Genomic DNA, 25,493 nt, shown 5'->3' on the forward strand with positions numbered 1-25,493 from the left:
TCACCTGCCTCTGACCTCCCTTTTTTTAGCCTGCGTTCAGCTAATAGAGACCTGCTTTATGCAAGTCTGTTTATACCGCCGGGCCGCGAAGCGACCCGTTGTCATATTCGCGCTATAGGGTGTCGGTCAGTGATATCACTGGCTGGCGCAGAGGGCATAAGCATCGTGACGTTGAGTCTTGATCAGACCGGAATTAACCGTACGCTGTTGCGTCGTGCTCTGCTCCGTTACAAAAATGTGCTGGTGGTGATCGTGGCAAGTGCGCTTGCCGTTGCGCTGACATTGAGGCTGCTGGCCCCTGCGGCCCCGCCTGATCTGGCGCAGCCCAGCCATGCCGATCGTGTGTTGTTGCTCACCGACAGCTGGGCCAAGGGTGATGTGATTGCGCTGGTTCGACACGGCGAGCGTTGCGACCGTTCCTCGGCCCAGTGCCTGGGCCCCATGGACGGCGTGACGGTGCGCGGTGAAGCAGCAGTTCAGGCGCTGGGCGCAGACTTCAGGCAGTTGGGGCTCAGCCATACTGATATTCACAGCAGCCTGCTGACCCGGGCCCGACAAACCGCCGATGCCATGTTTGCCCGCCCGGTAGAGGCGCAGGACTGGCTGTTCAACTGCCGCGGCAGCATGCTGCGTGATGCTCTCAAGCACAAAGTGGCGGGCCACAACCTGATTCTGGTGAGCCACAGCGAATGCATGGACCAACTGTTGATGGACATGAACCTGTCAACCAGCACCACGTTTGGCTATGGCGCTTCGTTGTTTATCAAGACCGATGGCGCGAACGAGGATCCGCAGATGCTGGGCTATATCGAGCCCAAAGACTGGAAAAATATCGTGCCGGTGGTCACCCCGAACAACCGTCACGGGTTTGAAGCCTCGCAGTTCTAATCGTGGGCGCGAGCAGGCTCGCGCCCATAGAGTCAATCCATCCCCCCTCAATTGTGCTTGAACAAACGATCCCAGTTCTGTTCTGCCGGCAATGGCAGGTCGCTGAGTTCGCGGGCCACCACGTTTTCGATATCGTTGGCGCTGAGCACTTTTTCGTCGAGCCATGGCCAGGTCGCATCCGCATCGCGGAAGTTGAGCTGGTTGTTCAATTGCTGGCACGCCTGGGCGAGCAAGTGCATCAGCGCCCACAGGCTGGTGATGTAGGGTTTTTGTTGCTCGGGGATGCGATTGAGCAGGGCGGCCACGTCAGGCAGGTTCGCACCGGGTGACAGGTTGCTGCGCAGGTTCCATAGAATCGCGCCGTTGTTCGACACCTCCTGATTGGCCAATGCCGGGTCGGTGCTGACCTCGACATTGAGTTTCACATGCTGCTGCTCTAGCTGATCGATCAGATAGTTGGCCAGATCGGATTTGCGCAAGAAGGCGGTGGCCGTATTGAAGGCCAGGTGAGCGTCGTAGTCGCTCAATGTTTTGCTGGATATACCGATGGTCATGGCGGGCTCCTTGGTCGGGAATTGTCCAAGGAGCGTAGTCAATGTGCCGTGATCGGCCACGGTATCTGCGGTTGCGTTGCCCGGGATCAAGTTTATGGGGCTGAAGCGGCCAGGCTGACAAGGTAGAAGTGGTGCCGGCCGACGCTGAGCTTGTCGAGAGTCTTGAGGGCCATGCCCGGTATCTCGGGGTTTTCTACCAGGGCGATATTGTCGGGGGATGCGCTGAGGAATGCCTGCAACTCTTCGGTTGAACTGAGGGTGTGCTGCAACTGCTGGCTGTAGAACACCACGGCGCCGAGGCGTTCGTCGGGCCGCAGCAGTGCGACCTGCTTGCCGCTGGCCTGCAGGCTCATGACCTCAGCGGCGAGGGGCTGGAAAGACTGTTCCTTGTCGGCCAGCGGTGCCCGATGGGCCGCCAGCAGGTAGGCGCCCACCAGAGCGGCCAGCAGCGCGATGGCAAGCGGGCGATGGTTGTCGCTGAAGAATTTGGCCACGGTCGAGTGCGCGCTTTTTTGGTACAGCCAGCCCAGCAGCACCCGGGCGTACTCGGCGGCAATCACTGCAGCCGCAGGGGCCATCGACATCATGTACACCGCCCGCTTGCTGGAGGCGAGGTTGAGCAGCACAAATTGCGCGACCAGCCATACACAGAAAAACAACAGGAAGGGGTTGCTGCGCAGTTGTTTGCGAAAGTGCCACAGGCCCAGATAGGTCAGCAGGTTCCACGGCAGGAAGGCTTCGGGCAGTTTTCGCAGGTAGTAGTAAAAGGGTTCGTAATGTCCGGCTTCAACAAAGGAGCCGCTAAAACGGCCAACGCTGTTGGTCAGCAGCAGTTCGCTGACGGCCTGCATGCCGCCGCGCTGATAGAGCATGCACAGCCAGACCGTCAGCGGGATCAGCCCCAATAGGGTCAGCAGGGCAGGGCGTAGCCAGTTGCGCGGCTTGAAGCGTTTTTCCAGCAGGCTTTCACACACCAGATAGACAAAAATCACCACGCCCGGCAGTGCCAGGCCCAGTACGCCTTTGCTCAAGGTGGCAATGGCGATGCCGGTCGCGAATAACAGCCAGCTGCCCCGGGCAAAACCGGGTTGACGGTTGGCATGAAAAAACGCCAGCAAGGCCATGGTTACGCCCAGGGTGAGCAAGGCATCTTCGCCCACCTGGCGGGTGTTGCCCCAAAATATGCCCATGGTTGCCAGCATGGCGGCGGCTGTCCAGGCCAGTGCTGTGGGGCGGCCCAGCTTGCGCAGCATTGCATAGAGCAACAACACGCAAAATAGACCGGCAAAGGCCGAAGCCAGGCGTACGGCGAACAGTTCGCCGCCGAATACGCGAATGGCTCCTGCATCCAGCCAGAGGCTCAGGGGTGGTTTTTCCAGGAAGGGGGCATTGAGCAAATTGGGCGTTACCCAATCGTCGCTCAGGTGCATCTGCATGGCTATGCCTGCCACGCGGGACTCTGTCGAGCCCTGCAATTGGTGATTCCCCAGCGCAAAAAAGAACAGCACGCAACCGAGAAGCAGTAACAGCAGGGCAGGACGAGTCAGACGCATTGGGCTACCAGGCAGCAATCGAATGGAGTACTGCACTGGAGTATAGGAGGGCAAATCTTAAAGCTTTGTGAAAGCTACACAAACGCTTGTGTCAGAACGTTGCCTTGACCTGCAGCCCCGCGACCAGCGCATTGCTGCGCTTGGCGCCGTAGAAAGCCCCTGGTTCGATGATGTATTGCAGGTCCGGGCGCAACAGCAGCCACGGCGTGACTTGCGCGCCGTAGTTGAGCTCCAGCAACTGCTCGCCGCTGTCCAGGCTGGCGATCATGTCCGCCTGTTCCGGGCTGCTGGCTGCCGCTTCCTGCACGTCGCGGGAGCGCGAGTTGAATACGGCGCGGCCGTAGGCAAAGGCGATGCTGTCTTTGGGGCGGCTGGCAAACGGCTTTTGTTTGACCAGGCCTACCGAGTACCAGTGGCGCATAGGCGAGGTCGCGGCATTGCTGCTGGATGCCTGGCCAAAGGCGCGCAATACGCTTTCGGGGTCTTGCTCATCACGCCAGATGGCCTGGTCGACCAGCACATAGGCGCCGGTGCGGTTGTTGGCTTTTTGCGTGCTGCCAATCTTGCGGGTATTGGAGGTGTCGTAGTACCAGCCCACTTTGTATTGGCCATTGAGCCAGGCGTTGTGGGTGAAGATCGCTTCCAGCGGCATGATCGCTCCGGTAGTGCCTTTGGTGGTCATGCTGAAGGCTTCGGAGGAGCGACTGTTGTATTCGGGGTTGACCTGGAACACGGCGGTTTGCAGGGTCAGGGCCGGGCTGACGGTGTAGCGCAGTTCGCCGCCCCAGTGGCCGGTGGGGTAGTTGGTCCAGCCGCTGCCATTGGACTGCGTCAGCGGATGCGCGCAGAAACCGGCGTTGACGAAGCTGGTCAACAGCGGCATGCCGCCAAAGTCGTTGCCCATTGGCATAAAGCCAACCTTGGTGGTCAGGTCTTCGGAAAACAGGGTGCGCTGGTAGCTGAACTCGGACAGGCGGGTGTAGTTGCCGCCGGCGTTTTCCTGGATTGGCAGGCGGTTGCCTACGAGGTCTTCGGAGGCGCTGTGACCGCGACGATCATTGACGGTGATTTGCACCAGGCCAGCATCGGCGCTACCCAGTATTTTGCTCAGGTCGAACTGGGCACCGATACGCACTTGTTGCGAGTAACGGGTGCCGTGCTTGATCCCGCCATGCAAGTTGGAGAAGGTTTCGGAGTTGTAATCACCGGTCAGCTTGATGCCTTTGTCGATCAGCTTTTGGCGCTCGCCGCCCCAGTCGCCGGTCAGGGTCGAACGGTTCATCAGGTTGTCGGTGGTGTCGGCCAGTACGCAGGCAGGCGTCAGGGCCAGCAATGACAAGCCGCCGCACAGGCTGGTGTTCAGCAGGGCGCGGGAAGAGAAAAACATCTACAGAAGCTCCTTTATATGAAGTGTCGGCGACGGGGCGCGACACGATGCCGCACATTATGAACTATTTAGTTAATTAATTTCATATTTGGTTACACGACCTCCCTCTAATGACTAAGGGCGTTGGTAGCGGCCATCCGCTAGACTCCCGCGTTTATCCGTACCAAGGGATGTTCATGATCTGGTTTCTTGAAGGGCAATCGAGCCAACGCGATGTGATTGCAGGTGCCCGGGCGGCGCTGCCGGACACCGTGCAAGTTTTCGCCTCGCACCGCCAAAATCGCCCTGAAATCACCGGATTGGCGGATGTCGCCTGGCGGGAGCCGCAAGACAATCAGGAGCGCATCGGCTGGGTGATCGAGCAGGCCCGCGCCCGGCAGATCAAGGTGGTGCTGGCCGGGCGTGTGGGTCAGGTATATGAAGCGCACCGCGCCGAGTTCGAAGCGGCCGGGTTGCAACTGGTTACTGGCGCTCTGGATCTGGACACCTTTGAGCGGGTTGACGACAAGTCGACGTTTACCCGTGAGGCCCTGGCGGCCGGACTGGCGTGCATACCGGCGATGACGGTGAGCACCCAAGCTGAACTGGAAACGGCTTACGCCCAGTTGGCCCGCGACGGCCAGGTGTGTGTAAAACCGACGCGCGGTATTTACGGCCAGGGCTTTTGGCGTTTGGCCGATAACGTGGACCCGTTTCGCAGTTTTGCCAATGCCGACGCCCATGAAGTCAATGCGGCGGTGTTTGCCCAGGCCTACGGTCAATCGGATGCGCCCCAACCGTTGCTGGTGATGCCTTATATGCCCGGCAGCGAATGCTCGGTGGACATGGTCTGTGAGGCGGGCGAGGCCGTGGCCTATGTGGGGCGGCGCAAGCAGGGCCTGATGCAGACATTCGAGCGCGATGGTGCGGCGGTCGAACTGGCGATCAAGGCGGCGCGGCACTTCAAGTGCGACGGTATCGTCAATGTGCAGACCCGGGATGATGCCGCAGGCCAGCCGCATTTGCTGGAGATCAACCTGCGCTATTCTGGCGGTATCGGCTACACCCGCGAAGCCGGAGTCAACCTGCCGGGTATCTTTGCCGCACGCCGCCTGGGCCTGCCCGTGCCAGCCAGTACATGGCGCGAGAATGTGCAGGTCAAGGCAATCACGGTGGTGGTTCCGGTTCGCGGAGAAGAGCTGTTAAGGTGATCAGCTCTTGTTTGTCGCGGGCACAGGGGAGTCACAAGCGATGATATTGATGCCGGGCGCCAATGCGGCCCTTGAATCTGTGCGTTGTGAGATGAGCCTGACCTGCTCGCGAGCGGGCGCATTGGGTGACTATGCGGGGCTGGCGTTGCTGGCCGTGGATGGCAAGCGCCAACCCGTCGGGGAGCCTGCGCTGATACACGCCCCGCAACCCTGGCTGGCATGGCATGACACCGCCGGCCTGGCACGCTTCAGCCTGGTGCTGGAACAATTGCCTGCAGATTGTGAGCGTGTATTGCTGGTGCTCTATGTGTTCGGCGCGCTGGGTCCGTTACGTGAACTCGGCCAGTTCCGGCTCAAGGTCGGAGAGCAGATCGAGCACAGTCTGGCACTGGATGAGTTCGGTGATGGCGCAATGGTCATTGCCGAGGTGTACCGACGCAGCGATCAATGGAAAATCCGCGCACTCGCCGAAGCGTCCGCCTACGGCTTGAGCGCGTTTGCCCGACGCCTGGGGCTGGCTCTGGATGATCGTCATCCGCAACGCATGAGACCTGAGGCATCAGACGACAGCGTTGCGCGCCAAGGGGCTACAGGTACTGGTTTTGCCGTAAGCACCCAGCATATTTTGACCTGTGCCCATGTCATTGAAGGCCTCGAGCAATTGTCGATTACGTCCTTTGAGGGTCGATACAAGGCGGAGTCTGTGGTGGTCGATCGCAAGAACGACCTCGCTTTGCTGCGGGTCATTGGTGCCCCCCCTTTGAACCCGGTGACTTTTCGTGAGGGCGTGGGCTGTGAGCTGGGCGAAAGTGTCGTCACCCTGGGGTTTCCGCTCGCCGGGCTGGCAGGCGGTGGCGTGCAAGTTTCCCAAGGTGTGGTTTCGGGCCTGTTTGGCCTTCGCGACGATGCCAGCCTGATGCAGTTCACCGCACCGATTCAGCCCGGCTCCAGCGGAAGCCCGGTGTTTGACCCGCAAGGATTGGTCAGTGGCCTGGTGACCTCGAGCATGGCGGATGCGCAGAACATGAACTTTGCTGTCAAGTCGGCACTGGTACTGGCGTTCCTTGAGGCAGCCCGTGTACCGGCCCGGCGCGGGTGCAGTGAACGTTCGTTGAGCACGCCGGAGTTGGTACGCGCTTCGCAGGCTGGACTGTGGCGGATTGACGCCAGCCATCTTCAGTAACCATTTTTTACTTGTCTTAACCCCCCGTCTCCCTAATCGTCCCCCATTTTTTCAGTATGTTCAGGTAGTAAACATCAATGAACAGCGGTAATTCCAAGACCGAACCCAAGGTATTGCATGCAAACCTCAAGCGCGGTCGTCTGGAGGTAGAGGTCAATGCATCGACCTTTGAGCCACAGGCACTTTTCGATTTTGCCGAGCGCCGAAACCCCAAGCGCGCCTTTTTATTCGTTTCCCGTGTATTGGGGCGTCATATCCCGGCACGGCCGTCACTGATGGCGGAAAGCTTCAATGCCCTGGCTGCAAAAATCCCTGCCGACCTGCCCGGCCCGGTGCTGGTTATCGGCATGGCTGAAACCGCCGTTGGCCTGGGTGCTGGCGTGCACCGTGCGCTCAGCCAGACCCGTGATGACAGCGTGTATCTGTGCAGCAGCCGCCACCCTACGGGCAGTGAACTGTTTGCCCGTTTTGAAGAAGAGCACAGTCACGCCAGCTCGCATCTGCTGCATTTGCCGCAAGACGCACACACCCGCGAGATGATGCTCAACGCCCGCTCGCTGGTGCTGGTGGACGATGAAGCCTCTACCGGCAATACCTTTATCAATCTGTCCCGGGCGCTGGCCGAAGCAGGGCTCAACTCGGTCGAGCGTATTGTCACCACGACCCTGACCGACTGGTCCCGGGACGCTGTGCGCAAGGCCATGGGCGATCATGTCAGCAGCGTCTCTTTGCTCGATGGTCGCTACACGTTCGCCGAAGATACCACCGCAGAGCTCCCTCAAATGCCCGAAGTGGGCAGCGTGGCCCAGGGCGACTGGGCACTTGATGCCAGCCGTGACTGGGGGCGCATGGGCGTTCGCGAACACCTTGATACCCTGGCGCCCGATCTGCAGGTCGCCCCTGGTGAACGGGTCTTGGTGGTCGGCACCAGCGAATTTGTCTGGCGCCCGTTTCTGCTGGCCGAGCGCCTTGAGCGGGCGGGCGCCGACGTGCGCTTCAGCTCCACCAGCCGCTCGCCCATTGCCTTGGGCCATTGCATCGATCATGCATTGTCGTTCTCGGACAACTATGGCCTGGGTATCCCCAACTTTCTTTATAACGTCGCCCCCGGCCAGTTCGACCGGGTGCTGATCTGCAGCGAAACCCCGGCAGCTGCGGTCGATCCGGCGCTGGTTAGCGCGTTGAATGCGCAGGTAATCGTTGATGAGCAGTAATCGTCCTCTGGTGTTCGTTGATCTGGACGACACCCTGTTTCAAACCGCCCGCAAAATGGGTGATGAGCCACGCTTTGCCGCCACCCTGGATGTGGACGGCCAGCCCAACGGCTTTATGAGCGCAACACAAAAGAGCTTTGTGGAATGGCTGCTGGCCACCAGCGATGTCGTCCCCGTAACTGCGCGCAGCATCGAGGCCTATCAACGTGTGCAATTGCCGTTCGTCCACGGCGCGGTGTGTGCCCACGGCGGCGTGATTCTCAAGCCCGACGGCTCGCTGGACCCGGTCTGGCATGCGCGCATGTGCGACGAACTGGCCCTTGAGCAAACTCGGTTGCATCAACTGAGCGAGCAAACCCTGGCCATTGGTGCCGAACTTGGCTTTTCGTTGCGTGGCTGGGTGGTTGAAGAGCAGGGCCTGGCCAATTACGTGGTCACCAAGCACAACAACGAAACCGACGAAGCGCTGCTCGTCGTATTGGCCGAGGTCAAGGCGCGCGGGTTGCTCGATGGCCTGTATGTACACGGCAATGGCAACAACCTGGCGTTTCTGCCCATCACCCTGCAAAAGCGTGAAGCGGTACGTGAATGGATCCGCCGCGATCAGGCGATCAACGGCAAGCGCCCGTTGCTGGGCTTCGGTGACAGTGTGTCGGACCTGGGCTTTATGGCCGAGTGCGACTGGTGGGGCACGCCCAAACGCGGGCAGTTGGCCGCTCATGTGCTGGCGAGCGTCGACCATGAGTAATGCTTTCGTAGGCCTGGAAACCGTCGGCAGTGGCAGCTATGACGCCGATGACGTGCACTTTTTACTGCGCGCCCTACAGATTGAAGTCACCGACGTGCAGGAAAAAGAGCGGCTGATCCAGACCCGGCAACGCCATTACTCCGAGATGATCAGCCAGGAACATGCGCCGTCCGACACCCATAAAAGCCTTTACCAGCGTGCCCTGACGCAAAATGGCGCGCGCATGGCGGCCGATGTGCAGGCGCTGGCGCTGGCCTTGAATGAGCGCTACAACGGCCCCTCGATTGCGCTGGTGTCCTTTGTGCGCGCCGGTTTACCGCTGGGTGTACTGCTGCGCCGGGCGCTGCTTGATCTGGGGCGCGAGGCTGCGCATTACGGCATCAGCATTATTCGTGACCGTGGAATCGACAACGTCGCACTCGAAGCTATCATCAAGAGCCACGGTGCCGAAAACATCGTGTTTGTCGATGGCTGGACCGGCAAGGGCGCGATCAGCGGCCAGATCCGCGACAGCCTGGCGGGAGACTCGCGTTTCCCGGCAGACCCACGCCTGGTGGTGTTGGCGGACCCTTGTGGCCGCGCCTGGCTGGCGGCGTCCGCTGAAGACTGGCTGATCCCCTCGGGCATTCTGGGGGCTACGGTTTCCGGGCTGGTTTCTCGTTCCATCTGGCCGCAAACCCCGGGCCTGCATGGTTGCGTGGTGTATGACCATTTGGCGGAACACGACGTGACCATGAGTTTTATCCACAGCATCGAAACCGAGCGGGCACAGCTTGCCCCGTTGGCCGCTGCGCAACCCTGGACACTGGATCAGGCCGCAGCCTTGCAACACTCGGCGGTAGCCGCGGTCGAACGTATCTCGACGCGGTTTGCGGTGACCAACCCCAACCGGGTCAAACCGGGTATCGCCGAGGCCACCCGCGCCGTGATGCGCCGGGTACCGGACCACGTGCTGGTGCGCAACCTTGACGATCAGGACGTGCAACTGCTGTTGCACCTGACGCGCCAGGCCAATATCGAGGTCCAGGAAGTCGGTGATGAACTGGGGCCGTATCGCGCGGTGACCGTAATCAGGAGTGTTCGCTGATGATCAAGCATTCAGCCTATGCCTTGGGCGCCACACTTTATATGCCGGCCACCCGTCCCGATATTCTGGATGTGGTGCTGGGCGAGAAGATCCAGGGTTTACGCTCGCTGGTGGTGTGCCTGGAAGACGCCGTGGCCGAAATCGACGTGCAGCAGGGGCTGAACAACCTCAAGAACCTGCTGTTGGGCATCGAGGCGCGTGGCGGCCGTCCGTCGGCGGGGCCGATCCTGTTTGTGCGCCCTCGTGATGCGGCAATGGCAGCGGTGCTTAATGATTGGTCGCTGATGCGCCATGTCGACGGTTTTGTGGTGCCCAAACTCAGTCTGGGCAATATCCGCGAGTGGCAGCAGGCGGTGACCCGCGACGACCTGATGCTGATGCCCACTCTGGAAACCCCGGAAGTCTTTGTGCCCAATGCCATGGTAGAGCTGCGCAGCGCCATGCTGGAGCTGTTGCCTGAGCGCATTATTGCCCTGCGCATCGGTGGCAACGACCTGATGGGCTGCCTGGGCTTGCGTCGTCCACAAACCATGACCCTGTACAGCACGCCCATGAGCTATGTGATTCCCATGTTGTGCGGGATCATGGGCTCGGCAGGTTTTGCCCTGACCGCACCGGTGTTCGAGCAGCTCAATACGCCACACGTGCTGGATCAGGAACTGGCGCTGGATATGGCTCACGGGCTTGTAGGGAAAACTGCGATTCACCCGTCACAAATTGCAGTTATCCACAGGGCGTTGCAAGTCAGCCTTGAAGATCTCAACAGCGCACGCCAAATATTGAGTGAGGCGGCGCCTGCGGTGTTCAAGTTCAACGACGCCATGTGCGAGCCTGCGACCCATTACAAATGGGCGCAAACAATTATTGAACGGGCACATTGGCAAGGGGTTCGCCCTGAAGTCGCCTGCCCGACAGACACTTTTGGAGGCAGCCTGAGATTGGCTGAATTAGTGGGTTGAACGACGTTTTGAATACATCGGACAAAGGCAACAAGCAGGTTCTGTCAGCGTTCGACTTCGATGGCACACTGACCTATCACGACAGCTTTGTGCCGTTTTTGCGCTTTGCCTTTGGCAATCGCCTGTTCGCGATGCGCCTGTTGCGGATGATTCCGGCCACGGCGTGCTACCTGCTGGGCAGGATTTCTCGCAATGATTTGAAAGAGAAACTGATCGCGGTCTACCTGACCGGCGCCAAAGAGGCCTGGGTAAAGGAGCGCGCTGAAGCATTTTGTGACGTTTCCTGGCAGCGTCTGATGCGGCCTTTGGGCTTAACATCCGTCGCCAACCAGATTGAGCAGGGCGCCAAGGTAACAATTTGCTCGGCGTCCCCTGAACTGGTGCTCACACCTTTTGCCAAAAAACTCGGTATCGGCTTGATCGGTACACGGCTGGCCTCAGTCGATGGCGTGCTGACCGGGGATATCGAGGGCACCAACTGTCGCTGTGAACAAAAAGTCATTCGGCTGGAGGCGCAATACGGGCCTCTGGACCAATACACACTGCGTGCCTGGGGTGACACCCGGGGCGATGAACAGATGCTCGGAGCCGCTCAAGAGCCGCATTGGCGTGAATTTCACGCACTGTGGCGTCGCAAGCGGCCACTTGACGTGTGCTTGCGCGAGGAGCTGTAAGCCAGGCGCAAGCAAAGCATGTCAATAATCAGTAATTACCTATCGTGCTTCAGTGCAGACAAGGAGACGTTTCATGGCCATTTCGCTGTCCAAGAATCAAACCATCTCTCTCGAGAAAGAAGCGGGAGCCGGTCTCAAGAAAATTCGCATGGGCCTGGGCTGGGATCCGGTCAAGCCCAGCGGTTTTTTCGCCAAGCTGCTGAGCAGTGATACCGCCATCGACCTGGATGCTTCGTGCATCCTGCTCGACAGTGCCAAACAACCGCTGGACCTGGTGTGGTTTCGCCAGCTCAAGTCCAAAGACGGCTCCATCGTGCACTCCGGCGACAACCGCACGGGTGAGGGCGATGGCGACGACGAGTCGATCCAGGTCAACCTGGAGCAGCTGCCGGCCGGGGTCAAGCACCTGGTGTTTACCGTGAACTCGTTTACCGGGCAAAATTTCGAAGCGGTAGAAAACGCCTACTGCCGTATCGTTGACGAGCTGACCGGCAAAGAGCTGGCGCGCTTCAACCTGTCGGACAAGGGCCGTCACACCGGCGTGGTCATGGCATACATCAGCCGCACATCGGCGGGCTGGGACCTGACCGCCATCGGCACCGTGGCCAATGGCCGTACCGCCCAGGATCTGGCCACTGACGCAGCCCAGGCGGTGCGCTCATGACCACATTGACCCCGGGCGCCAACACCGGCGTTGCCAGCGGTACCCTGAGCGTCACCGTCAGCTATACCCCGGTGACCGGCGCGGACCTGGACGTTTCTGCGTTTTTGCTCAATGAGTCGGGCAAGGTGCGTGGCGACAACGACATGTGCTTCTTCGGCCAGCAAAGCGTCAATAATGGCGCGGTCAAGCTGGTGGAATCGGCTGCAGGTCGCAGTGTGTTCAGCGTCAATCTGGACGCCATTGATCAGGCCATCGAAAAAGTCGCCCTCACCGCAACCATCTATGAGAACAAGGCCCGTTTCGACGCCTTCCCGCAGTTGACCGTAACGGTGAGCGGCGGCATCGAAGCACCGATTCCGACCCAGGGCATGCAGGAAACTGCGTTGATCCTCGGCGAGTTCTATCGTCGTCAGGGCGTGTGGAAGTTCCGCTGCGTAGCACAGGGCTTTGCCGGTGGTCTTGCGCCCTTGGCCGAGCACTTTGGGGTTGATATTGCGGCTCCTGCTCCTGCTCCTGCTCCTGCTCCTGCTGCAGCGCCGACGCCACCTCCAGCGCCTCCAGCACCAGCACCAGCACCAGCACCGGCACCGGCAGCGAAGATCAATCTGTCGAAGATCACCCTGGACAAGCAGCGTCCGTCCATCAGCCTTGAGAAAAAGGACGGTGACTTCGGCGAGATCAAGATCAACCTCAACTGGAACCGTACCAACCCCAACGCCGGGGGCGGCGGCTTCTTTGCTTCGCTGCGCGGCAAGTCGGGCGGGATCGACCTGGACGTGGGCTGCCTGTACGAAATGGAGAACGGCCGCAAAGGCGCGGTACAGGCCCTGGGCAATGCCTTCGGTGATTTCCGTGACGAGCCGTTTATCCAGTTGATGGGCGACGACCGCACCGGCTCGGTAAGTGACGGCGAGTGGTTGCGCATCAATGGCAAGGAGTGGCGCAAGATGCGTCGCGTGCTGGTTTACGCGTTCATCTACGAAGGTGCCCCGAACTGGCAGGCGACTGACGGTGTCATCACCTTGTACATCCCGGGTGAGCCGCCGATTGAAGTGCGCCTGAGCGAAGAGGGCGGGACCAAAGGCATGTGCGCCATTGCTTTGCTCGAAAACGTCGGTGGCAGTGTGAAGGTCAACCGTCGGGTTGAATTCTTCAAGGGCCACTCTGACATGGATAAAGCGTTTGGTTGGGGTATGCGCTGGGCTGCCGGCTCCAAATGAGCGCTCTGTAAGTGGCCGCCTGATGAAACAGGCGCCGTACCTGCAATTTCTGACAAGGTGACTCCAATGCTCGAATGGCTCAAAACCAACGCAAGCGCCGCCCGTGACAAGCTCTCGGCGGAAGTCAGCAAATTCAAGAACCGTGAGTTTATGGAAGCCGTGGTTTCCGGTTGCGCACTGGTGGCCGCTGCCGATGGCAATATCAGCAGCGACGAAAAACAGAAAATGGTCGGATTTATTCAAAACTCCAATGAGTTGAAGGTCTTTGACGTCAAGGACGTGATCAAAGCTTTCAACGCCGTGTGTGAAAAGTTTGAATTTGACCAGCAGATCGGTCGCGCTGAAGCGCTGAAATCTATCGGTCAGCTACGTAAAAAAGAAGATGCCGCCCGCCTGCTGGTGCGTGTTTGCTGCGCAATCGGTAGCGCCGACGGCAACTTCGATGAAAGTGAGCGGGCTGCCTGCCGCACTATCTGCAATGAGCTGGGGCTGAACCCTGGCGATTTTGATCTCTGAGGACATCATGGAAAACACGGCAATTGGCTTTCCGCCAACTACCATCGCTGTATTTGTGGCTCTGGCGGTCATTGCTCTGGCAATCGACCTGTTTACCCACAAAAGCGATAAACCGGTCTCGCTGACCAACGCCGCCGTCTGGTCGGTGTTCTGGGTGGTGATCTCGCTCATGTTTGCGGGCTACCTGTATGTGGCCCACGGCCCAAGTGTGGCCAGCCTGTTCGTTACCGGTTATGCGCTGGAGAAAGTACTCAGCGTCGACAACCTGTTCGTGTTCATGGCGATTTTTGCCTGGTTCAAGATCCCGGACGCATTGCGTCACCGGGTTCTGTACTGGGGCATCATCGGCGCCATTGTGTTCCGCCTGATTTTCGTGGCGATCGGTACTGGCCTGCTGGCGTTTGGCCCTTGGGTCGAAGTGCTGTTTGCCGTGGTCGTGGCCTGGACCGCAGTGATGATGTTGCGCAGCAAGGAAGAGGATGAGGAGGAGGATTACTCCAAGCACATCGCCTACCGTTTTGCGAAAAAACTGTTCCCGGTCTGGCCGAAACTGCACGGGCATAATTTCTTTGTTTCACGCAAAGAGCTTGAAAAAGAGATCACGAAGCCGCAGAACAAGGGAATGACTCTTGTAGGCAAGGGCGCTCTTTTTGCTACCCCACTGTTTTTGTGTGTGGTGGTGGTTGAGGTTTCAGACATTCTGTTTGCCTTCGACTCCGTACCGGCAGTGATTGCCGTGAGCCGTGAACCCTTGATCGTGTACTCGGCCATGATGTTCGCCATTCTGGGTCTGCGGACCATGTACTTCGTTCTCGAAGCACTGAAACGCTACCTGGTGCACCTGGAAAAAGCGGTTATCGCCCTGCTGTTCTTTATCGCCGGCAAGCTGGCCCTGAACGCAACCGATCACCTGTTTGGCCATGGTTATGAAATTGATCCAAACACCAGTCTGATTGTGGTGTTGGTGGTCTTGGCTATCGGTATCGTGGCCAGCATCATCTTTCCCGGTAAGGAAGAAGAGCAATCCGACGTTAACAACGACACGAAAGCTTGATCGCACATTACTAAGGAGAATTACACATGGCACTTTCCCTTTCCAAAGGCGGCAACCTGTCTCTGTCCAAAGAAGCCCCCGGGATGACCAAAGTCCTCGTGGGTCTGGGCTGGGATGCTCGCTCCACCGATGGTCAAGACTTCGACCTGGATGCGAGCGCTTTCTTGCTCAAGGCTGACGGTAAAGTACGCGCTGACTCCGATTTCATTTTTTACAACCAGCTCAAAAGCGTGGACGGCTCGGTTGAACACACGGGCGACAACCGTACCGGTGAAGGCGACGGTGATGACGAGGCGATCAAGGTCGACCTGTCCAAAGTACCCGCTGACATCGACCGGATCGCGTTTACCGTGACCATTCACGAAGCTGACGCTCGCCGTCAAAACTTCGGTCAGGTGCGCAATGCTTTCATCCGCATTGTGAACCAGGACAACAACAGTGAAGTGGCGCGTTATGACCTGGCAGAAGACGCCAGCACCGAAACCGCGATGATCTTTGCCGAGCTGTATCGCAATGGCGCCGAGTGGAAGTTCCGCGCTGTGGGCCAGGGCTTTGCTGGCGGTCTCAAGCCATTGGCGGAAAGCTACGGCCTGAAGTTTTAATCTGCACCCCATCAACTTTTCATATAAGGGTTCACGAACATGGCAGTAAGTCTGAGTAAAGGCGGCAACGTCTCCCTGACCAAAGAAGCACCTGGCCTGACCGAAGTGGTTGTAGGCCTGGGTTGGGACCCGCGGGTTACTGACGGTCAGGAGTTCGACCTGGACGCCTCGGTGTTTATCGTTGGTGAGAACGGCAAAGTGCTGAACGACGGCAGCTTTGTGTTCTACAACAACAAGACTTCGCCCGACGGCAACGTTGTGCACCAGGGCGACAACCGCTCGGGCGCCGGCGACGGTGATGATGAGCAAGTAAACGTCAACCTGTCGGGTCTGTCGCAAGAAGCCAAAAAACTGGCTTTCGCGGTGACCATTCACGAAGCGGATGGCCGCAAGCAAAACTTCGGTCAGGTATCCAACGCTTACATTCGCGTTCTGAACAAGGCTGACGGCAAGGAGCTGGCACGTTTTGACCTGAGCGAAGACGCTTCGACCGAAACCGCGATGGTGTTCGGCGAGCTGTATCGCAATGGCGAAGAGTGGAAGTTCAAGGCAATTGGTCAGGGCTTTGCCGGTGGCCTGGCGCCATTGGCTTCGAACTTTGGCGTTAACCTGGGCTAACCCCCGGCGTTAAACGAAAGGCCCTCCCCGGTATCGGGGAGGGCCTTTTTTTTTGTGTATAAACACCTGTAGCAGCTGCCGAGGAACGAAGGCTGCGTTCGGCGGCGAAGCCGTCGTGAAATCAGACACTTCGCTGCATCAGATAGATTGAACGCTCAGGTTTTACGAGATCTTCGCCCTCGAACGCAGCCTTCGTTCCTCGGCAGCTGCTACAAGTATTCCACGCACCGCTTGATCAAAACCTCATCTGCCACTGCCCCATCAGCCCGTGGTTGCGGCTGTTGCTGCCGATATCGCCGGTATAGCCCACCCCCAGGGTCTGCCTGGCAGAGACGCCAAGATCCAGCCCGGCCTCCAGCACCAGCGAGTTGCGATCCAGCGCACTGCCCTCGACATCAAAGGCCGATCCGCCCAGCACAAAGGCCTGGTTGGTTGAGCTGCTGACATCACCATAGAGGTGTTTCCAGCCAGCGCTCAGGCGGGGTGTGATGCTCATGCCGTTTTCGAGCTGGTTCAGATGCGCCAGCCGTACACCCAGGGTGCTACTGAAGTTGTCCTGGGTTTGCCGGTCAACCTGCAACGCCGCGGCACCGCCTTTTTCGGTGTAGCTGTCACGTTGATAACGCTGATAACCCAGGTTGGCATACGGCTCGGCACTCAGACGACCGCTGCCCAGGGCGTAGCCCAGTTCGGCAAAAGCCTGCTGGCTGCTGGCGTGGTAGTCCCCCTTGGGCTGATCGCTGAAGCTGTTGAATATCACGCTGCGTTTGCTGTCGCCGTTATGGCCGCTATACGCCGCCCCCAGGCGCAGGGCCAGCGCACCGCTCTGGTGGATGGCATAGGCGCCCGCGTGCCAGCTGTTGACCCTGCCCTCCATGCCGGTGCTGTCCACGTCGGTTTTTGAGTAGCCGCCCAGTACGCCCATGCGCCAGTCCGGGGTTAGCGCCCAGTCGGCACCCAGTACACCGCCTTTGGTACGTTGGGTCAGGTCGCTGTTGCCGTGGATTGCGTCCAGCCGGCCATAGCTGCCCAGGCCCTGCAGCCAGAGCCTGCCCCGGGCATTCGGGTCGTTGAGGTTGCGCACGCCCGGCACCAGGCCCGTGGCGGCCAGGGCAGGGGTATCATTGGCTGCACTGGCAACCTGTAGGCCACCGCCTGCGCCCAACGACTGCATGGCCGCCAGCATGCTGCTGCCCACCTGCAAAGAGGCGCCCAGTGTGGCGCTGCCCAGGCTCGCATTGCTGCTGGCGGATAGCTGCTCGATGGCGGCGCCCGCCGTCTGTGCCGAGGTGTTGAGCAGGGCGTTATACAGCGCGTTGCCGGCCTTTAGCTGGCTCAGGCCGATGGCCGCACTGTGGCCGTTGGCGCTGCTGGCATAATCGGTAAATGCTACGTCATTGCGCGCATAGGTCAGCTCGACGCTGGTGGGGGTGTAGTTGAGGGTCGGGGTGAGGAAGGCGTAATCGCTGGTGACTTTGCCAAAGGTGCCGTCGATGGCCGCTGCGTTCAGCACCCTGTACTGGCTTAGCCACGGATAGGTACCGCTACCGGCATTGATGGCCAGGGTCGAGCCATTGAGGTGGACGGTGCCGCCAACCTGCACCGGTGCGCTGCTGCCATCGGCATTGACGCCATAGGCCAGGGTCGCGCCGCTGCTCAGGGTCAAGTCATGGCTGATGGTGGCGCTGCCCAGCTGCGTGTCGGTTTGCAGTGTGCCGTTGACCTGCAGGTTGGCGACGCTGCCACCACCGGCATACATGCCACCTTCATCGACAGTGATAGCGCCGCTGATGGCTCCCAGGTTGACCAGGCGGGCGCCGCTGAACACCTCGCCGCCGTCACTGAAGTCGTTGTGGCTGGTGAGGGTCCAGCTGCCGGACTTCACGTCCAGCCATTCAACGTTCTGGCTATTGCCGAAGCGGCCACCGGCCGGGTCATCCAATGTCACCCGGTCGTAGCCGCTACCGCCGTCCACCAGGCCGTCGAAGCGGCTGGCGCTGCCCAGGGTCAGGTGGTCATCGCCGCCGCCGAGGTCCAGGGCCAGACCATTGCTGCCACTGATCAGACCCTTGTTGCTGACCACATCATCGAACTCTCCCACAAATCTGACGGCAAAACCGTCCAGCCCTTTGATTGTGCCGTTATTGATCAGTCGGGTGGCCGCGACCCCGGGGCCATCGCTGCCGTCATCCACCAGCACCGCATTGTTGGCGCCACTGATGAGTGCACCTGCGGCGTTGTAGAGATAACCCCCGCCAAGGGCGATACCTTCGCTGCCATTGGCAAAGCCGTTTTTATCGACGCCACCGGCGCCGGTGCCCTGAATCACCCCATAGTTTTCGATATGGGCGATCAGGTCGATATCCACGCCATCGCCGTCACCGTTGGGCTTGAGCCCGGAGTAGGCGCCGGTGATGGTGCCGTAATTGATCACGGTGCCGTTGCCGTCCGAACCAAAGCCCGAACCGTTGCGCCCGGTGACTTCGCCGTAGTTGACCAGGGTTGCGCCCAGATCGGTGGTCATGCCGTGGCGACCACCTGAAAGGGTGCCGTGGTTGGTCACGGTCACGCCGGTTGCCGAGTCAATATCGATGCCGTCGAATTTGTTGTCGTCGGTCAGGGCATCACCCGATGAAATCTCGCCGTAGTTGAGGATTGTGGCGTTGGAACCGGTTTTCATGCCGTCACTGAATTCGCCGCGGATCAGCCCACCCTCGCGGTTGATAAGGGTGGTCTGGACACCTTCGCTGCGCAGCGAGTCGAGGTCGATGGCCTGGCCACTGCCGGTCGAGCGCACAGTGCCACTGTTGTCGATCAACACACTGCCACTGGTGAAATTGGTGTCGATTCGCAAAGCATCGTTACTGCCCTGAATCGTCGCGCCGCTGCGATTGATAATGCTGTAGTTGCGTTCACCACGGGTACTGCCGCTGGTATCGATGGCTCGCCCGCCTGTCGAGATCAAGCTGCCGGCGTTGTCGATGACGACACCTGAGCCGCGGGTGTCGTCTTTCAGAGTGACCGCCACCTTGGTGGTGGTCAGGCTGCCGCTGGGCGTCAACGTCAGGGTGTCGTTGCCATTGAGGGTCAGGCTGTCGGTGCTGGCGGTGCTGAGGAGGGCAGCTTTGGCAAACGCCACAGGGGATAAACAGCTGGTACTCAGCAGTGCAAGGGTGAGCGCAAGACGCTGGGGTGAGGCGGGCATGACGAACGACCTTTTTTGTAATAATAAGGTCGTCATGTATAGCGAACAGGTTTTACAAAATGATGTATCCGAATACCACCAGAACCTCTGTATCGTGTCGGCCATTGTAAGAAATTTCGCTTTTACTCGGCGCTTCCAGATTCTGTCGAAGTGCCCCCTTATCGAAGTGGTTCAGCTCACCCATGGAAACAGTACGTGCCCGTCTTGCCGGCCTGATTGAATTTGTTAAACAGACCGCGCTGATGCAAAAGCGGCCGGCGTTAACCCTTAGCCAACACAGCGCCTTCAGTGCCAGCGAAGAAAAATTGCGGGCGTTGCCCGGGGTCAGCCTGGATCTGCACAACGGCGAGGAAGACGAAGTCTGGCTGCAGCTCGAACGTCTGCATGAGCGCAAGCCACCGGCGCCCCTCAGCCCGCTGCTGGGGTTGTGGATCGAACTCAAGGGCACGCCGCAGACCGAACCGGCACTCAAGGTCCGCCTGGCACGGGAGGTCCTGATCAACAGCACGGCGATCTCCGAGGACGAACGCTCGCGCTTGATGCCTGTAGCTCTGCAGATCGGGGAAGACGTCGCTGTCGAAGAGTGGGTCAATCTGGAAGACTGCCTGGATGCTGGCGAGATCCGTGCGCAATTCAAGTCTTACAGCCAAACGGCCTGGCGCCTGTGGGCCGCTGAGGAAAAACAGCGGCGCAAAAGCATCGAACTGTATGCCGAGCTTTTTATGCTGGTGCAACAGATGCAGGGCAACCTAGGGGATGCGCAGCTGGAACTGGTGTGGGGCCTGGGGGTTTCGACGTGGGAACATCCCGTGGTCGGTGTCATCCATTACCCGTTAATTAGCCAGTTGGTGGAGATCGCCATCAACCCCGACAGCATGGCCATTGAAGTGCGTCCGCGCGCTGCCGAGCCACGTCTGGAAGTGGATGCCTATGTGGCGGCCGATATTGCCGGTGTCGGGCCGCTGGCAACCCTGGCCAAGGATTTTTTCAAACAGGATCAGGCCGGCATCAGCCCGTTCAACGCCGCCAGCTACGAGCCGGTGATTCGTTCAGCAACGACCCTGCTCGATGCCCATGGTCAGTTTTTGCCGGTGACGCTGGCCGAGGGCGATCGATCCGTCCCCAAGGCTGCCGAGTTCTTGTGTGTCACCGATACCTGGTGCCTGTTTGCCCGCGCCCGCGATAGCAATATGTTTATTGAAGACCTGGGTCGCTTTGAAGCCGGGATCGAGGAGGCCGGTGAGCTGCCGGCGGCCGTGCGGGCCATTCTCACCGAACCGTCCAGTGTGCTGGAAGATGTGGTCCTGCCACCGTTTCGTGGTTTGTCCTACGTCAGCGGTACCCAGGGGGATGATGCGCCGGCGGCAAAAGCGCAGGAGCTGTATTTCCCCAAACCGTACAACGATGAGCAGGTGCAAATCATCCAGCTGCTGCAAGTGCACGATGGCGTTGTGGTGCAGGGCCCGCCCGGTACGGGCAAGACCCATACCATCGCCAACGTCATCAGCCATTACCTGGCCAATGGCAAGCGGGTGCTGGTGACGTCGATGAAAGACCCGGCCCTGGCGGTGCTGCAGGAAAAACTCCCGGAAGCCATACGTCCGCTGGCAATCAGTTTGTTGAGCAGTGAAGCGGACGGCATGAAGCAGTTCGAGTTCGCCATTCAAAAGATCTCAGCTGAAGTACAGCGCATCGATCGTGCGCTGTATAAGCGCGAAATCGGGCAGATTGACGACGAAATCAACACCCTTCATGGTCAGATGGCCGGCGTTGATCGTGAGATCACTCATTGGGCCGAGCGTAATCTGTCGGACCTGGAGATCGACGGTGAGCGCCTGAGCCCTACCCATGCGGCCTTGCAGGTTGCGGCGGCCCAAGATGAGATCAGCGGTTTTACCGACCAGATCGGCGTGGACGAAGCGTATCGTCCGCGCTTTACGTTGCAAGACATCATCGCCTTGCGCGAAGCCCGGCTTGAACTCAAGGACTCACTGGCCTACCTGGGCCAGAAACTGCCGCAGCTGGCTGACTTCCCGGACGCGCAGACACTGATTCAGGTGCATCAGGATCTGGCTCAGGAAAGCCAGCTGCAGCTCAAGGAAAGCACCGGCGAAGTGCCGCGCCTGCTGGATAACAGTGCCGAAACCCTGGAGCAGGCCCAGGCGCTGGTCGAGCATTTGGGCCAACTGCAAACCCTGCGCACACAGATCAGCACCTCGGCCCACAGCTGGGCCGCGCCCATGCAGGCTTGTCTGATGCGTGGTGGCAACGATGATGTGCTGGCGCTGTTTGCCAGCCTCAAGGGCGAGATCGAAGACGCGCTGGCAGGGCGCAAGGCCTTTGTGGCACGACCGGTAAGCCTGTCGTTCGAGTTGCATGCGCAACCCGAGGTGGTGGCAGCTATCGATAACCTGGCCCAGGGGCGACGCCCGTTCGGCTTGTCCGGCCTGCTTGGCAAGGGCACGCAAAAACAGTTGCTGGACACCATTGTGGTGTTGGGCAGCAAGCCGCAAAGCGACCAGGACTGGCAGCATGTGCAAGCCTTTGTGCACTTCCAGCAACACAGCCGTACCTTGCTGCTGCGCTGGAATGCGCTGGCCGCCGAAATACCCTTGCCGACGCTGGAAACCGACGCCGAGCAACTGATGGCAGCGGCCCGGGCGATCGAGCAGTTCGATGCCATTGTGCTCACCGAGCAGGGCGAAGCCCGTGCCCACCGCGAACTCAAGCAGCTGCTCCCGGACTGGGCCGAGGTTAGCCAGTTGCGCAGCAACGCACCGGTATTGGCCGAGGCCGAAAGCATCCTGCGACACTACCTGATACGCCATCGCCTGGCGGCCACCTGGGCCATCAAGGAAACCTTCAACAAAGCGCTGGCCGGGTGTGGTGGCGATATCAGTGAGCAGTTGCAAGGCTTTCTGGATTTGAGCCTTGGTCAGCCTCAGGTTGATACCGCCTTACTGCAAACCCGGTGGTCCGCGCTGATGGACGAGTTGCGCCGGGTGATGGCCCTGGCCAGTGCCCTTGAGACCGTACAGCGGGTAACCGACCTGATCGCGCAAAGCGGCGGCCTGCTTTGGGCCGCCCGTTTGCGTGAAGAGCCGGTCGTCGGGCCGGTCGACGGCCTGCTCCCGGACAACTGCCTGGATGTGTGGCGCCTGAGCCGTCTGGCCCGCTACCTCGAAAGCATCGACGGACGCGAAGACCTCAAGCGATTGTTCAAGTTACGCGGTGAGCTGGAGCTGAGTCTGTCGCGTCTTTATCAGGATGCGGTGGTCAAACGAACCTGGCTGCGGCTGTCGGAAAACGCCACGCCGAGTGTCAGGGCAGCCCTTGAACTGTACCGCACCGCAATCCGCAAGATCGGCAAGGGCACCGGCGTACGCGCCGGGCGTTATCGTCAGGATGCGCGACTGGCGGCCGATGTGGCGATCTCGGCCATCCCGTGCTGGATCATGCCGCATTACCGCATTTGCGAAAGCCTGCCCGCGCAGTACGGTGCCTTTGACCTGGTGATTATCGACGAAGCGTCGCAGTCGGATCTCAGTGCATTGCCGGCGTTGCTGCGGGCGAAAAAAGTGCTGGTGGTGGGCGATGACAAACAAGTATCGCCCGATGGTATCGGCATGGAAGAAGAGCGCGTGCAGAACATGATGGCGCGCTTTCTGGGCAATCAGGTGGGCCTGTTTCGACCCTTGATGTCGCCCGAGCGTTCGCTGTATGACCTGTTCAAAGTGGTATTTGCCAAGAGCGGCACCATGCTGCGCGAGCATTTTCGCTGTGTGGCGCCGATCATCGAATACTCCAAGCGAGAGTTCTACAACCACGAACTCAAACCGCTGCGCCTGCCGTTGATGACTGAGCGTCTGGACCCGCCGCTGGTGGATCTGCTGGTGATGGACGGGGAGAAGAAAGGCAAGTTCAACCTTGGCGAAGCCCAGGTGATCGTCGAGGAAATTCGCCGCCTGATCGCCCTGCCGCAGATCACTGGACGCAGCATCGGCGTGGTCTCGCTGCTGGGCGCCGAGCAAGCGCAAAAGATCATGCAGATGCTGACCAAAGAGCTGGGCGAAGAGGTTATTACCCAGTTCCAGATCAGCTGTGGCGATGCCCGCACGTTCCAGGGCAAGGAGCGCGACATCATGTTCCTGAGCATGGTGGCCTCTCCCGGCGATTGCTTTGCCAACAGCCGCGACTCGATAGCCCAGCGCTTCAACGTGGCCGCTTCGCGGGCACGGGATCGCATGTACCTGGTGCGCAGTGTCGAGCTGACCGACCTCAGCCCTGTGGACAGTTTGCGCCGCGGCCTGATTGAGCACTTTGAAACCCCTTTTACCCAGGATGCTGCGCAGGTCAGTGATCTGCGCGAGTTGTGCGAATCCGGCTTCGAGCAGGAGATGTACGATGAGCTGACCCAGCGTGGCTATCGGGTGATTCCGCAGGTGGGCGTTGGCGCGTATCGCATCGACATGGTGGTCGAGGGCGACAACGACAGTCGCCTGGCCATCGAATGTGACGGCGACCGCTTCCACGGCCCGGACCGCTGGGACAGCGACATGCGTCGCCAGCGTATTCTGGAGCGGGCGGGCTGGCGTTTCTGGCGTTGCTTTGCATCGGCTTTTACCCTTGATCGTCAGCAGATCATTGATGATTTGCTGGCTACCTTGAAGGCAATGAACATCGAGCCTGCCAGCGGCGAAGGCGCGGCGCCGAGCATTCATGTCGAGCGCCGTCGGGTATATGGCTTTGAACGCGCAGGAACAGTCACCGAGGAGGGCCGTGTGCGGGCCCATGATAACCGTCCGGCCAAAGACCCGTTTTTGTTCTGGGTACCGGACGACACATTGGCCGTGAGCGATGTCGAGGCTGAGCAGTCTTTGCCACTGACCGTCTGATGCTCGCCGGGTCACAGTAGGCGCGAGCCTGCTCGCGATACCGTGACCCGGCCAGCCAGACCGCAGCGCCCGTATTACAGGCAGGCCAGCCCCTTGGGGTTTTGCGTTGTCATGTGTCAGCAGGTGATCGTACAACCACCTTGAGCTATGATGCGTCCATATGGGGGCGCGATTTCGCAGTGTTCAGGTCGGCCAAGGCGATAGATCAGCTGCTTTAATCATCAATGCTTCCGATCCTTTTGATTTCGAGAAAAATGTTCACCATGGAAAACCACAACGACGTACCCCGCCTCCCTCGCAAGCGCCGCAGCCTGGCGCAAGAGTTGGTGACGGTGCTGTCCGAGCAGATCCGCGACGGCATGCTCAAGCGCGGCGACAAGTTGCCCACCGAGTCGGCGATCATGGAAGCCCATGGTGTTAGCCGTACGGTGGTGCGCGAGGCCATTTCCCGACTGCAGGCCGCAGGGCAAGTCGAGACGCGACACGGCATCGGCACCTTTGTGCTGGATACACCGAGCCCGAGCGGTTTTCGCATCGATCCGGCAACTGTCGTCACATTGCGCGATGTGCTGGCGATTCTTGAGTTGCGCATCAGCCTGGAGGTTGAATCTGCAGGGCTGGCGGCGCAGCGTCGCAGTGCCGAACAACTGGCCGCAATGCGCGCGGCGCTGGATGCCCTGAATGAAAACACCGCGCGTAACGGTGATGCCGTGGCCTCGGATTTTCAGTTCCATTTGCAGATTGCACTGTCGACCGGCAACCGCTACTTCACGGACATCATGACTCACCTGGGCACCAGCATTATCCCGCGAACCCGGCTCAATTCGGCGCGTCTGGCCCATGATGACCAGCAGCAGTACATGGACCGCCTGAACCGTGAACACGAAGAAATCTACCAGGCTATTGCCCGTCAGGATTCGGAAGCGGCCCGCGCTGCCATGCGCCTGCACCTGACCAACAGCCGCGAGCGCCTGCGCCATGCCCATGAAGAGGCAGAGGCGCAGCGCGGGTAGGGCGTCCTCCACCTGTGGGAGCGGGCTTGCCCGCGATCGTATCGACGCGGTTTGCCTGACAGAACGCGGCGCTTGCATGGCGAGCAAGCCCCTCCCACAGGGTATTGCTGCGTAAGATGAGCTGTTCTACGACAACCTGTCACTTACCAAAAATTAAATTTCACTTTCACCACACTCCACCAAAGCCCGTACTAGACGGGCTTTTTTGTTTTTATCGAAACTGATTCGCCCCAGGGCAGCCACGATTTCAAGAAATGAGATTGACGTTC

The 25,493-nt window shown here is 59.7% G+C and carries 20 protein-coding genes; 16 read left to right on the forward strand and 4 right to left on the reverse strand.

Annotated features, from left to right (window positions below):
- The first annotated feature begins 165 nt into the window (after window positions 1-165).
- Entirely contained in the window at window positions 166-888 is a 723-nt protein-coding gene (locus EQV96_RS22070; protein WP_232527685.1) for a histidine phosphatase family protein, read from the forward strand.
- A gap of 47 nt (window positions 889-935) precedes the next feature.
- Here EQV96_RS22070 and EQV96_RS22075 read toward each other — a convergent pair whose 3' ends face one another.
- The 3 genes from EQV96_RS22075 to EQV96_RS22085 all read right to left on the reverse strand — a co-directional run bounded on the left by EQV96_RS22075 (window position 936) and on the right by EQV96_RS22085 (window position 4,382).
- A complete protein-coding gene (locus EQV96_RS22075; protein WP_095018720.1) occupies window positions 936-1,442 on the reverse strand; it encodes a hypothetical protein in 507 nt (168 codons plus the stop codon).
- Window positions 1,443-1,534: 92 nt separating this feature from the next.
- Window positions 1,535-2,995, reverse strand: a complete 1,461-nt coding sequence (locus EQV96_RS22080) for a phospholipid carrier-dependent glycosyltransferase (RefSeq protein ID WP_138738825.1) — start codon at window positions 2,993-2,995, stop codon at window positions 1,535-1,537.
- A gap of 91 nt (window positions 2,996-3,086) precedes the next feature.
- Window positions 3,087-4,382 carry a carbohydrate porin gene (locus tag EQV96_RS22085; protein WP_240882406.1) on the reverse strand — a complete coding sequence of 432 codons (1,296 nt, stop codon included), beginning with the start codon at window positions 4,380-4,382 and terminating at the stop codon, window positions 3,087-3,089.
- Window positions 4,383-4,558: 176 nt separating this feature from the next.
- On the opposite strand from EQV96_RS22085, the gene EQV96_RS22090 reads away from it, so the two are divergent.
- The 13 genes from EQV96_RS22090 (at window position 4,559) to EQV96_RS22150 (ending at window position 16,111) form a co-directional block, all read left to right on the forward strand.
- On the forward strand, window positions 4,559-5,572 hold the full coding sequence (locus EQV96_RS22090; RefSeq protein ID WP_240882407.1) for an ATP-grasp domain-containing protein: 1,014 nt from the start codon (window positions 4,559-4,561) through the stop codon (window positions 5,570-5,572).
- 40 nt (window positions 5,573-5,612) lie between these two features.
- Entirely contained in the window at window positions 5,613-6,755 is a 1,143-nt protein-coding gene (locus tag EQV96_RS22095; protein WP_138738824.1) for a trypsin-like peptidase domain-containing protein, read from the forward strand.
- A 77-nt stretch (window positions 6,756-6,832) separates the two neighbouring features.
- A complete protein-coding gene (locus tag EQV96_RS22100; RefSeq protein ID WP_095020647.1) occupies window positions 6,833-7,969 on the forward strand; it encodes a phosphoribosyltransferase domain-containing protein in 1,137 nt (378 codons plus the stop codon).
- A complete protein-coding gene (locus tag EQV96_RS22105; RefSeq protein WP_095018724.1) occupies window positions 7,959-8,717 on the forward strand; it encodes a trehalose phosphatase in 759 nt (252 codons plus the stop codon). The genes EQV96_RS22100 and EQV96_RS22105 overlap by 11 nt, the downstream gene beginning before the upstream one ends.
- A complete protein-coding gene (locus tag EQV96_RS22110; protein ID WP_240882408.1) occupies window positions 8,710-9,804 on the forward strand; it encodes a cysteine protease StiP family protein in 1,095 nt (364 codons plus the stop codon). Before EQV96_RS22105 ends, EQV96_RS22110 begins: the two co-directional genes overlap by 8 nt.
- On the forward strand, window positions 9,804-10,763 hold the full coding sequence (locus tag EQV96_RS22115; protein WP_095031909.1) for an HpcH/HpaI aldolase/citrate lyase family protein: 960 nt from the start codon (window positions 9,804-9,806) through the stop codon (window positions 10,761-10,763). The genes EQV96_RS22110 and EQV96_RS22115 overlap by 1 nt, the downstream gene beginning before the upstream one ends.
- Window positions 10,760-11,437 carry an HAD family hydrolase gene (locus EQV96_RS22120; RefSeq protein WP_095018727.1) on the forward strand — a complete coding sequence of 226 codons (678 nt, stop codon included), beginning with the start codon at window positions 10,760-10,762 and terminating at the stop codon, window positions 11,435-11,437. The genes EQV96_RS22115 and EQV96_RS22120 overlap by 4 nt, the downstream gene beginning before the upstream one ends.
- 73 nt (window positions 11,438-11,510) lie before the next feature.
- Window positions 11,511-12,101: a TerD family protein gene (locus EQV96_RS22125; protein ID WP_095002486.1), complete on the forward strand. Its 591-nt coding sequence runs from the start codon at window positions 11,511-11,513 to the stop codon at window positions 12,099-12,101.
- Entirely contained in the window at window positions 12,098-13,321 is a 1,224-nt protein-coding gene (locus EQV96_RS22130; RefSeq protein WP_240882409.1) for a TerD family protein, read from the forward strand. The genes EQV96_RS22125 and EQV96_RS22130 overlap by 4 nt, the downstream gene beginning before the upstream one ends.
- 66 nt (window positions 13,322-13,387) lie before the next feature.
- Window positions 13,388-13,837 (forward strand): tellurite resistance TerB family protein, encoded by a 450-nt coding sequence (locus EQV96_RS22135; RefSeq protein WP_095002488.1) that lies wholly within the window; start codon window positions 13,388-13,390, stop codon window positions 13,835-13,837.
- A 7-nt stretch (window positions 13,838-13,844) separates the two neighbouring features.
- A complete protein-coding gene (locus EQV96_RS22140; RefSeq protein WP_095002489.1) occupies window positions 13,845-14,891 on the forward strand; it encodes a TerC/Alx family metal homeostasis membrane protein in 1,047 nt (348 codons plus the stop codon).
- A 26-nt stretch (window positions 14,892-14,917) separates the two neighbouring features.
- Window positions 14,918-15,493 (forward strand): TerD family protein, encoded by a 576-nt coding sequence (locus tag EQV96_RS22145; RefSeq protein WP_016783512.1) that lies wholly within the window; start codon window positions 14,918-14,920, stop codon window positions 15,491-15,493.
- Window positions 15,494-15,532: 39 nt separating this feature from the next.
- Window positions 15,533-16,111, forward strand: coding sequence for a TerD family protein (locus tag EQV96_RS22150; RefSeq protein WP_095002490.1), 579 nt, complete (start codon window positions 15,533-15,535; stop codon window positions 16,109-16,111).
- Between the two features lie 235 nt (window positions 16,112-16,346).
- Here the strand turns inward: EQV96_RS22150 and EQV96_RS22155 are convergent, their stop codons facing one another.
- A complete protein-coding gene (locus EQV96_RS22155) occupies window positions 16,347-19,316 on the reverse strand; it encodes an autotransporter outer membrane beta-barrel domain-containing protein (protein ID WP_169917042.1) in 2,970 nt (989 codons plus the stop codon).
- A gap of 182 nt (window positions 19,317-19,498) precedes the next feature.
- On the opposite strand from EQV96_RS22155, the gene EQV96_RS22160 reads away from it, so the two are divergent.
- Window positions 19,499-24,211 (forward strand): AAA domain-containing protein, encoded by a 4,713-nt coding sequence (locus EQV96_RS22160; protein ID WP_240882410.1) that lies wholly within the window; start codon window positions 19,499-19,501, stop codon window positions 24,209-24,211.
- A gap of 263 nt (window positions 24,212-24,474) precedes the next feature.
- On the forward strand, window positions 24,475-25,224 hold the full coding sequence (locus tag EQV96_RS22165) for a FadR/GntR family transcriptional regulator (RefSeq protein ID WP_095002585.1): 750 nt from the start codon (window positions 24,475-24,477) through the stop codon (window positions 25,222-25,224).
- The last annotated feature ends 269 nt before the right edge of the window (window positions 25,225-25,493 follow it).

The sequence above is a fragment of the Pseudomonas sp. TMW22080 genome (assembly GCF_022496745.1).
Lineage (GTDB): Bacteria > Pseudomonadota > Gammaproteobacteria > Pseudomonadales > Pseudomonadaceae > Aquipseudomonas > Aquipseudomonas bubulae.

Bases quoted from the DNA above. Each gene is read 5' to 3' on its own strand.
- EQV96_RS22075 (WP_095018720.1), bottom strand. From the start codon at position 1,442: ATGACCATCGGTATATCCAGCAAAACATTGAGCGACTACGACGCTCAC.
- EQV96_RS22080 (WP_138738825.1), bottom strand. From the start codon at position 2,995: ATGCGTCTGACTCGTCCTGCCCTGCTGTTACTGCTTCTCGGTTGCGTG.
- EQV96_RS22085 (WP_240882406.1), bottom strand. From the start codon at position 4,382: ATGTTTTTCTCTTCCCGCGCCCTGCTGAACACCAGCCTGTGCGGCGGC.
- EQV96_RS22090 (WP_240882407.1), top strand. From the start codon at position 4,559: ATGATCTGGTTTCTTGAAGGGCAATCGAGCCAACGCGATGTGATTGCA.
- EQV96_RS22095 (WP_138738824.1), top strand. From the start codon at position 5,613: ATGATATTGATGCCGGGCGCCAATGCGGCCCTTGAATCTGTGCGTTGT.
- EQV96_RS22100 (WP_095020647.1), top strand. From the start codon at position 6,833: ATGAACAGCGGTAATTCCAAGACCGAACCCAAGGTATTGCATGCAAAC.
- EQV96_RS22105 (WP_095018724.1), top strand. From the start codon at position 7,959: ATGAGCAGTAATCGTCCTCTGGTGTTCGTTGATCTGGACGACACCCTG.
- EQV96_RS22110 (WP_240882408.1), top strand. From the start codon at position 8,710: ATGAGTAATGCTTTCGTAGGCCTGGAAACCGTCGGCAGTGGCAGCTAT.
- EQV96_RS22115 (WP_095031909.1), top strand. From the start codon at position 9,804: ATGATCAAGCATTCAGCCTATGCCTTGGGCGCCACACTTTATATGCCG.
- EQV96_RS22125 (WP_095002486.1), top strand. From the start codon at position 11,511: ATGGCCATTTCGCTGTCCAAGAATCAAACCATCTCTCTCGAGAAAGAA.
- EQV96_RS22130 (WP_240882409.1), top strand. From the start codon at position 12,098: ATGACCACATTGACCCCGGGCGCCAACACCGGCGTTGCCAGCGGTACC.
- EQV96_RS22135 (WP_095002488.1), top strand. From the start codon at position 13,388: ATGCTCGAATGGCTCAAAACCAACGCAAGCGCCGCCCGTGACAAGCTC.
- EQV96_RS22140 (WP_095002489.1), top strand. From the start codon at position 13,845: ATGGAAAACACGGCAATTGGCTTTCCGCCAACTACCATCGCTGTATTT.
- EQV96_RS22145 (WP_016783512.1), top strand. From the start codon at position 14,918: ATGGCACTTTCCCTTTCCAAAGGCGGCAACCTGTCTCTGTCCAAAGAA.
- EQV96_RS22150 (WP_095002490.1), top strand. From the start codon at position 15,533: ATGGCAGTAAGTCTGAGTAAAGGCGGCAACGTCTCCCTGACCAAAGAA.
- EQV96_RS22155 (WP_169917042.1), bottom strand. From the start codon at position 19,316: ATGCCCGCCTCACCCCAGCGTCTTGCGCTCACCCTTGCACTGCTGAGT.
- EQV96_RS22160 (WP_240882410.1), top strand. From the start codon at position 19,499: ATGGAAACAGTACGTGCCCGTCTTGCCGGCCTGATTGAATTTGTTAAA.
- EQV96_RS22165 (WP_095002585.1), top strand. From the start codon at position 24,475: ATGGAAAACCACAACGACGTACCCCGCCTCCCTCGCAAGCGCCGCAGC.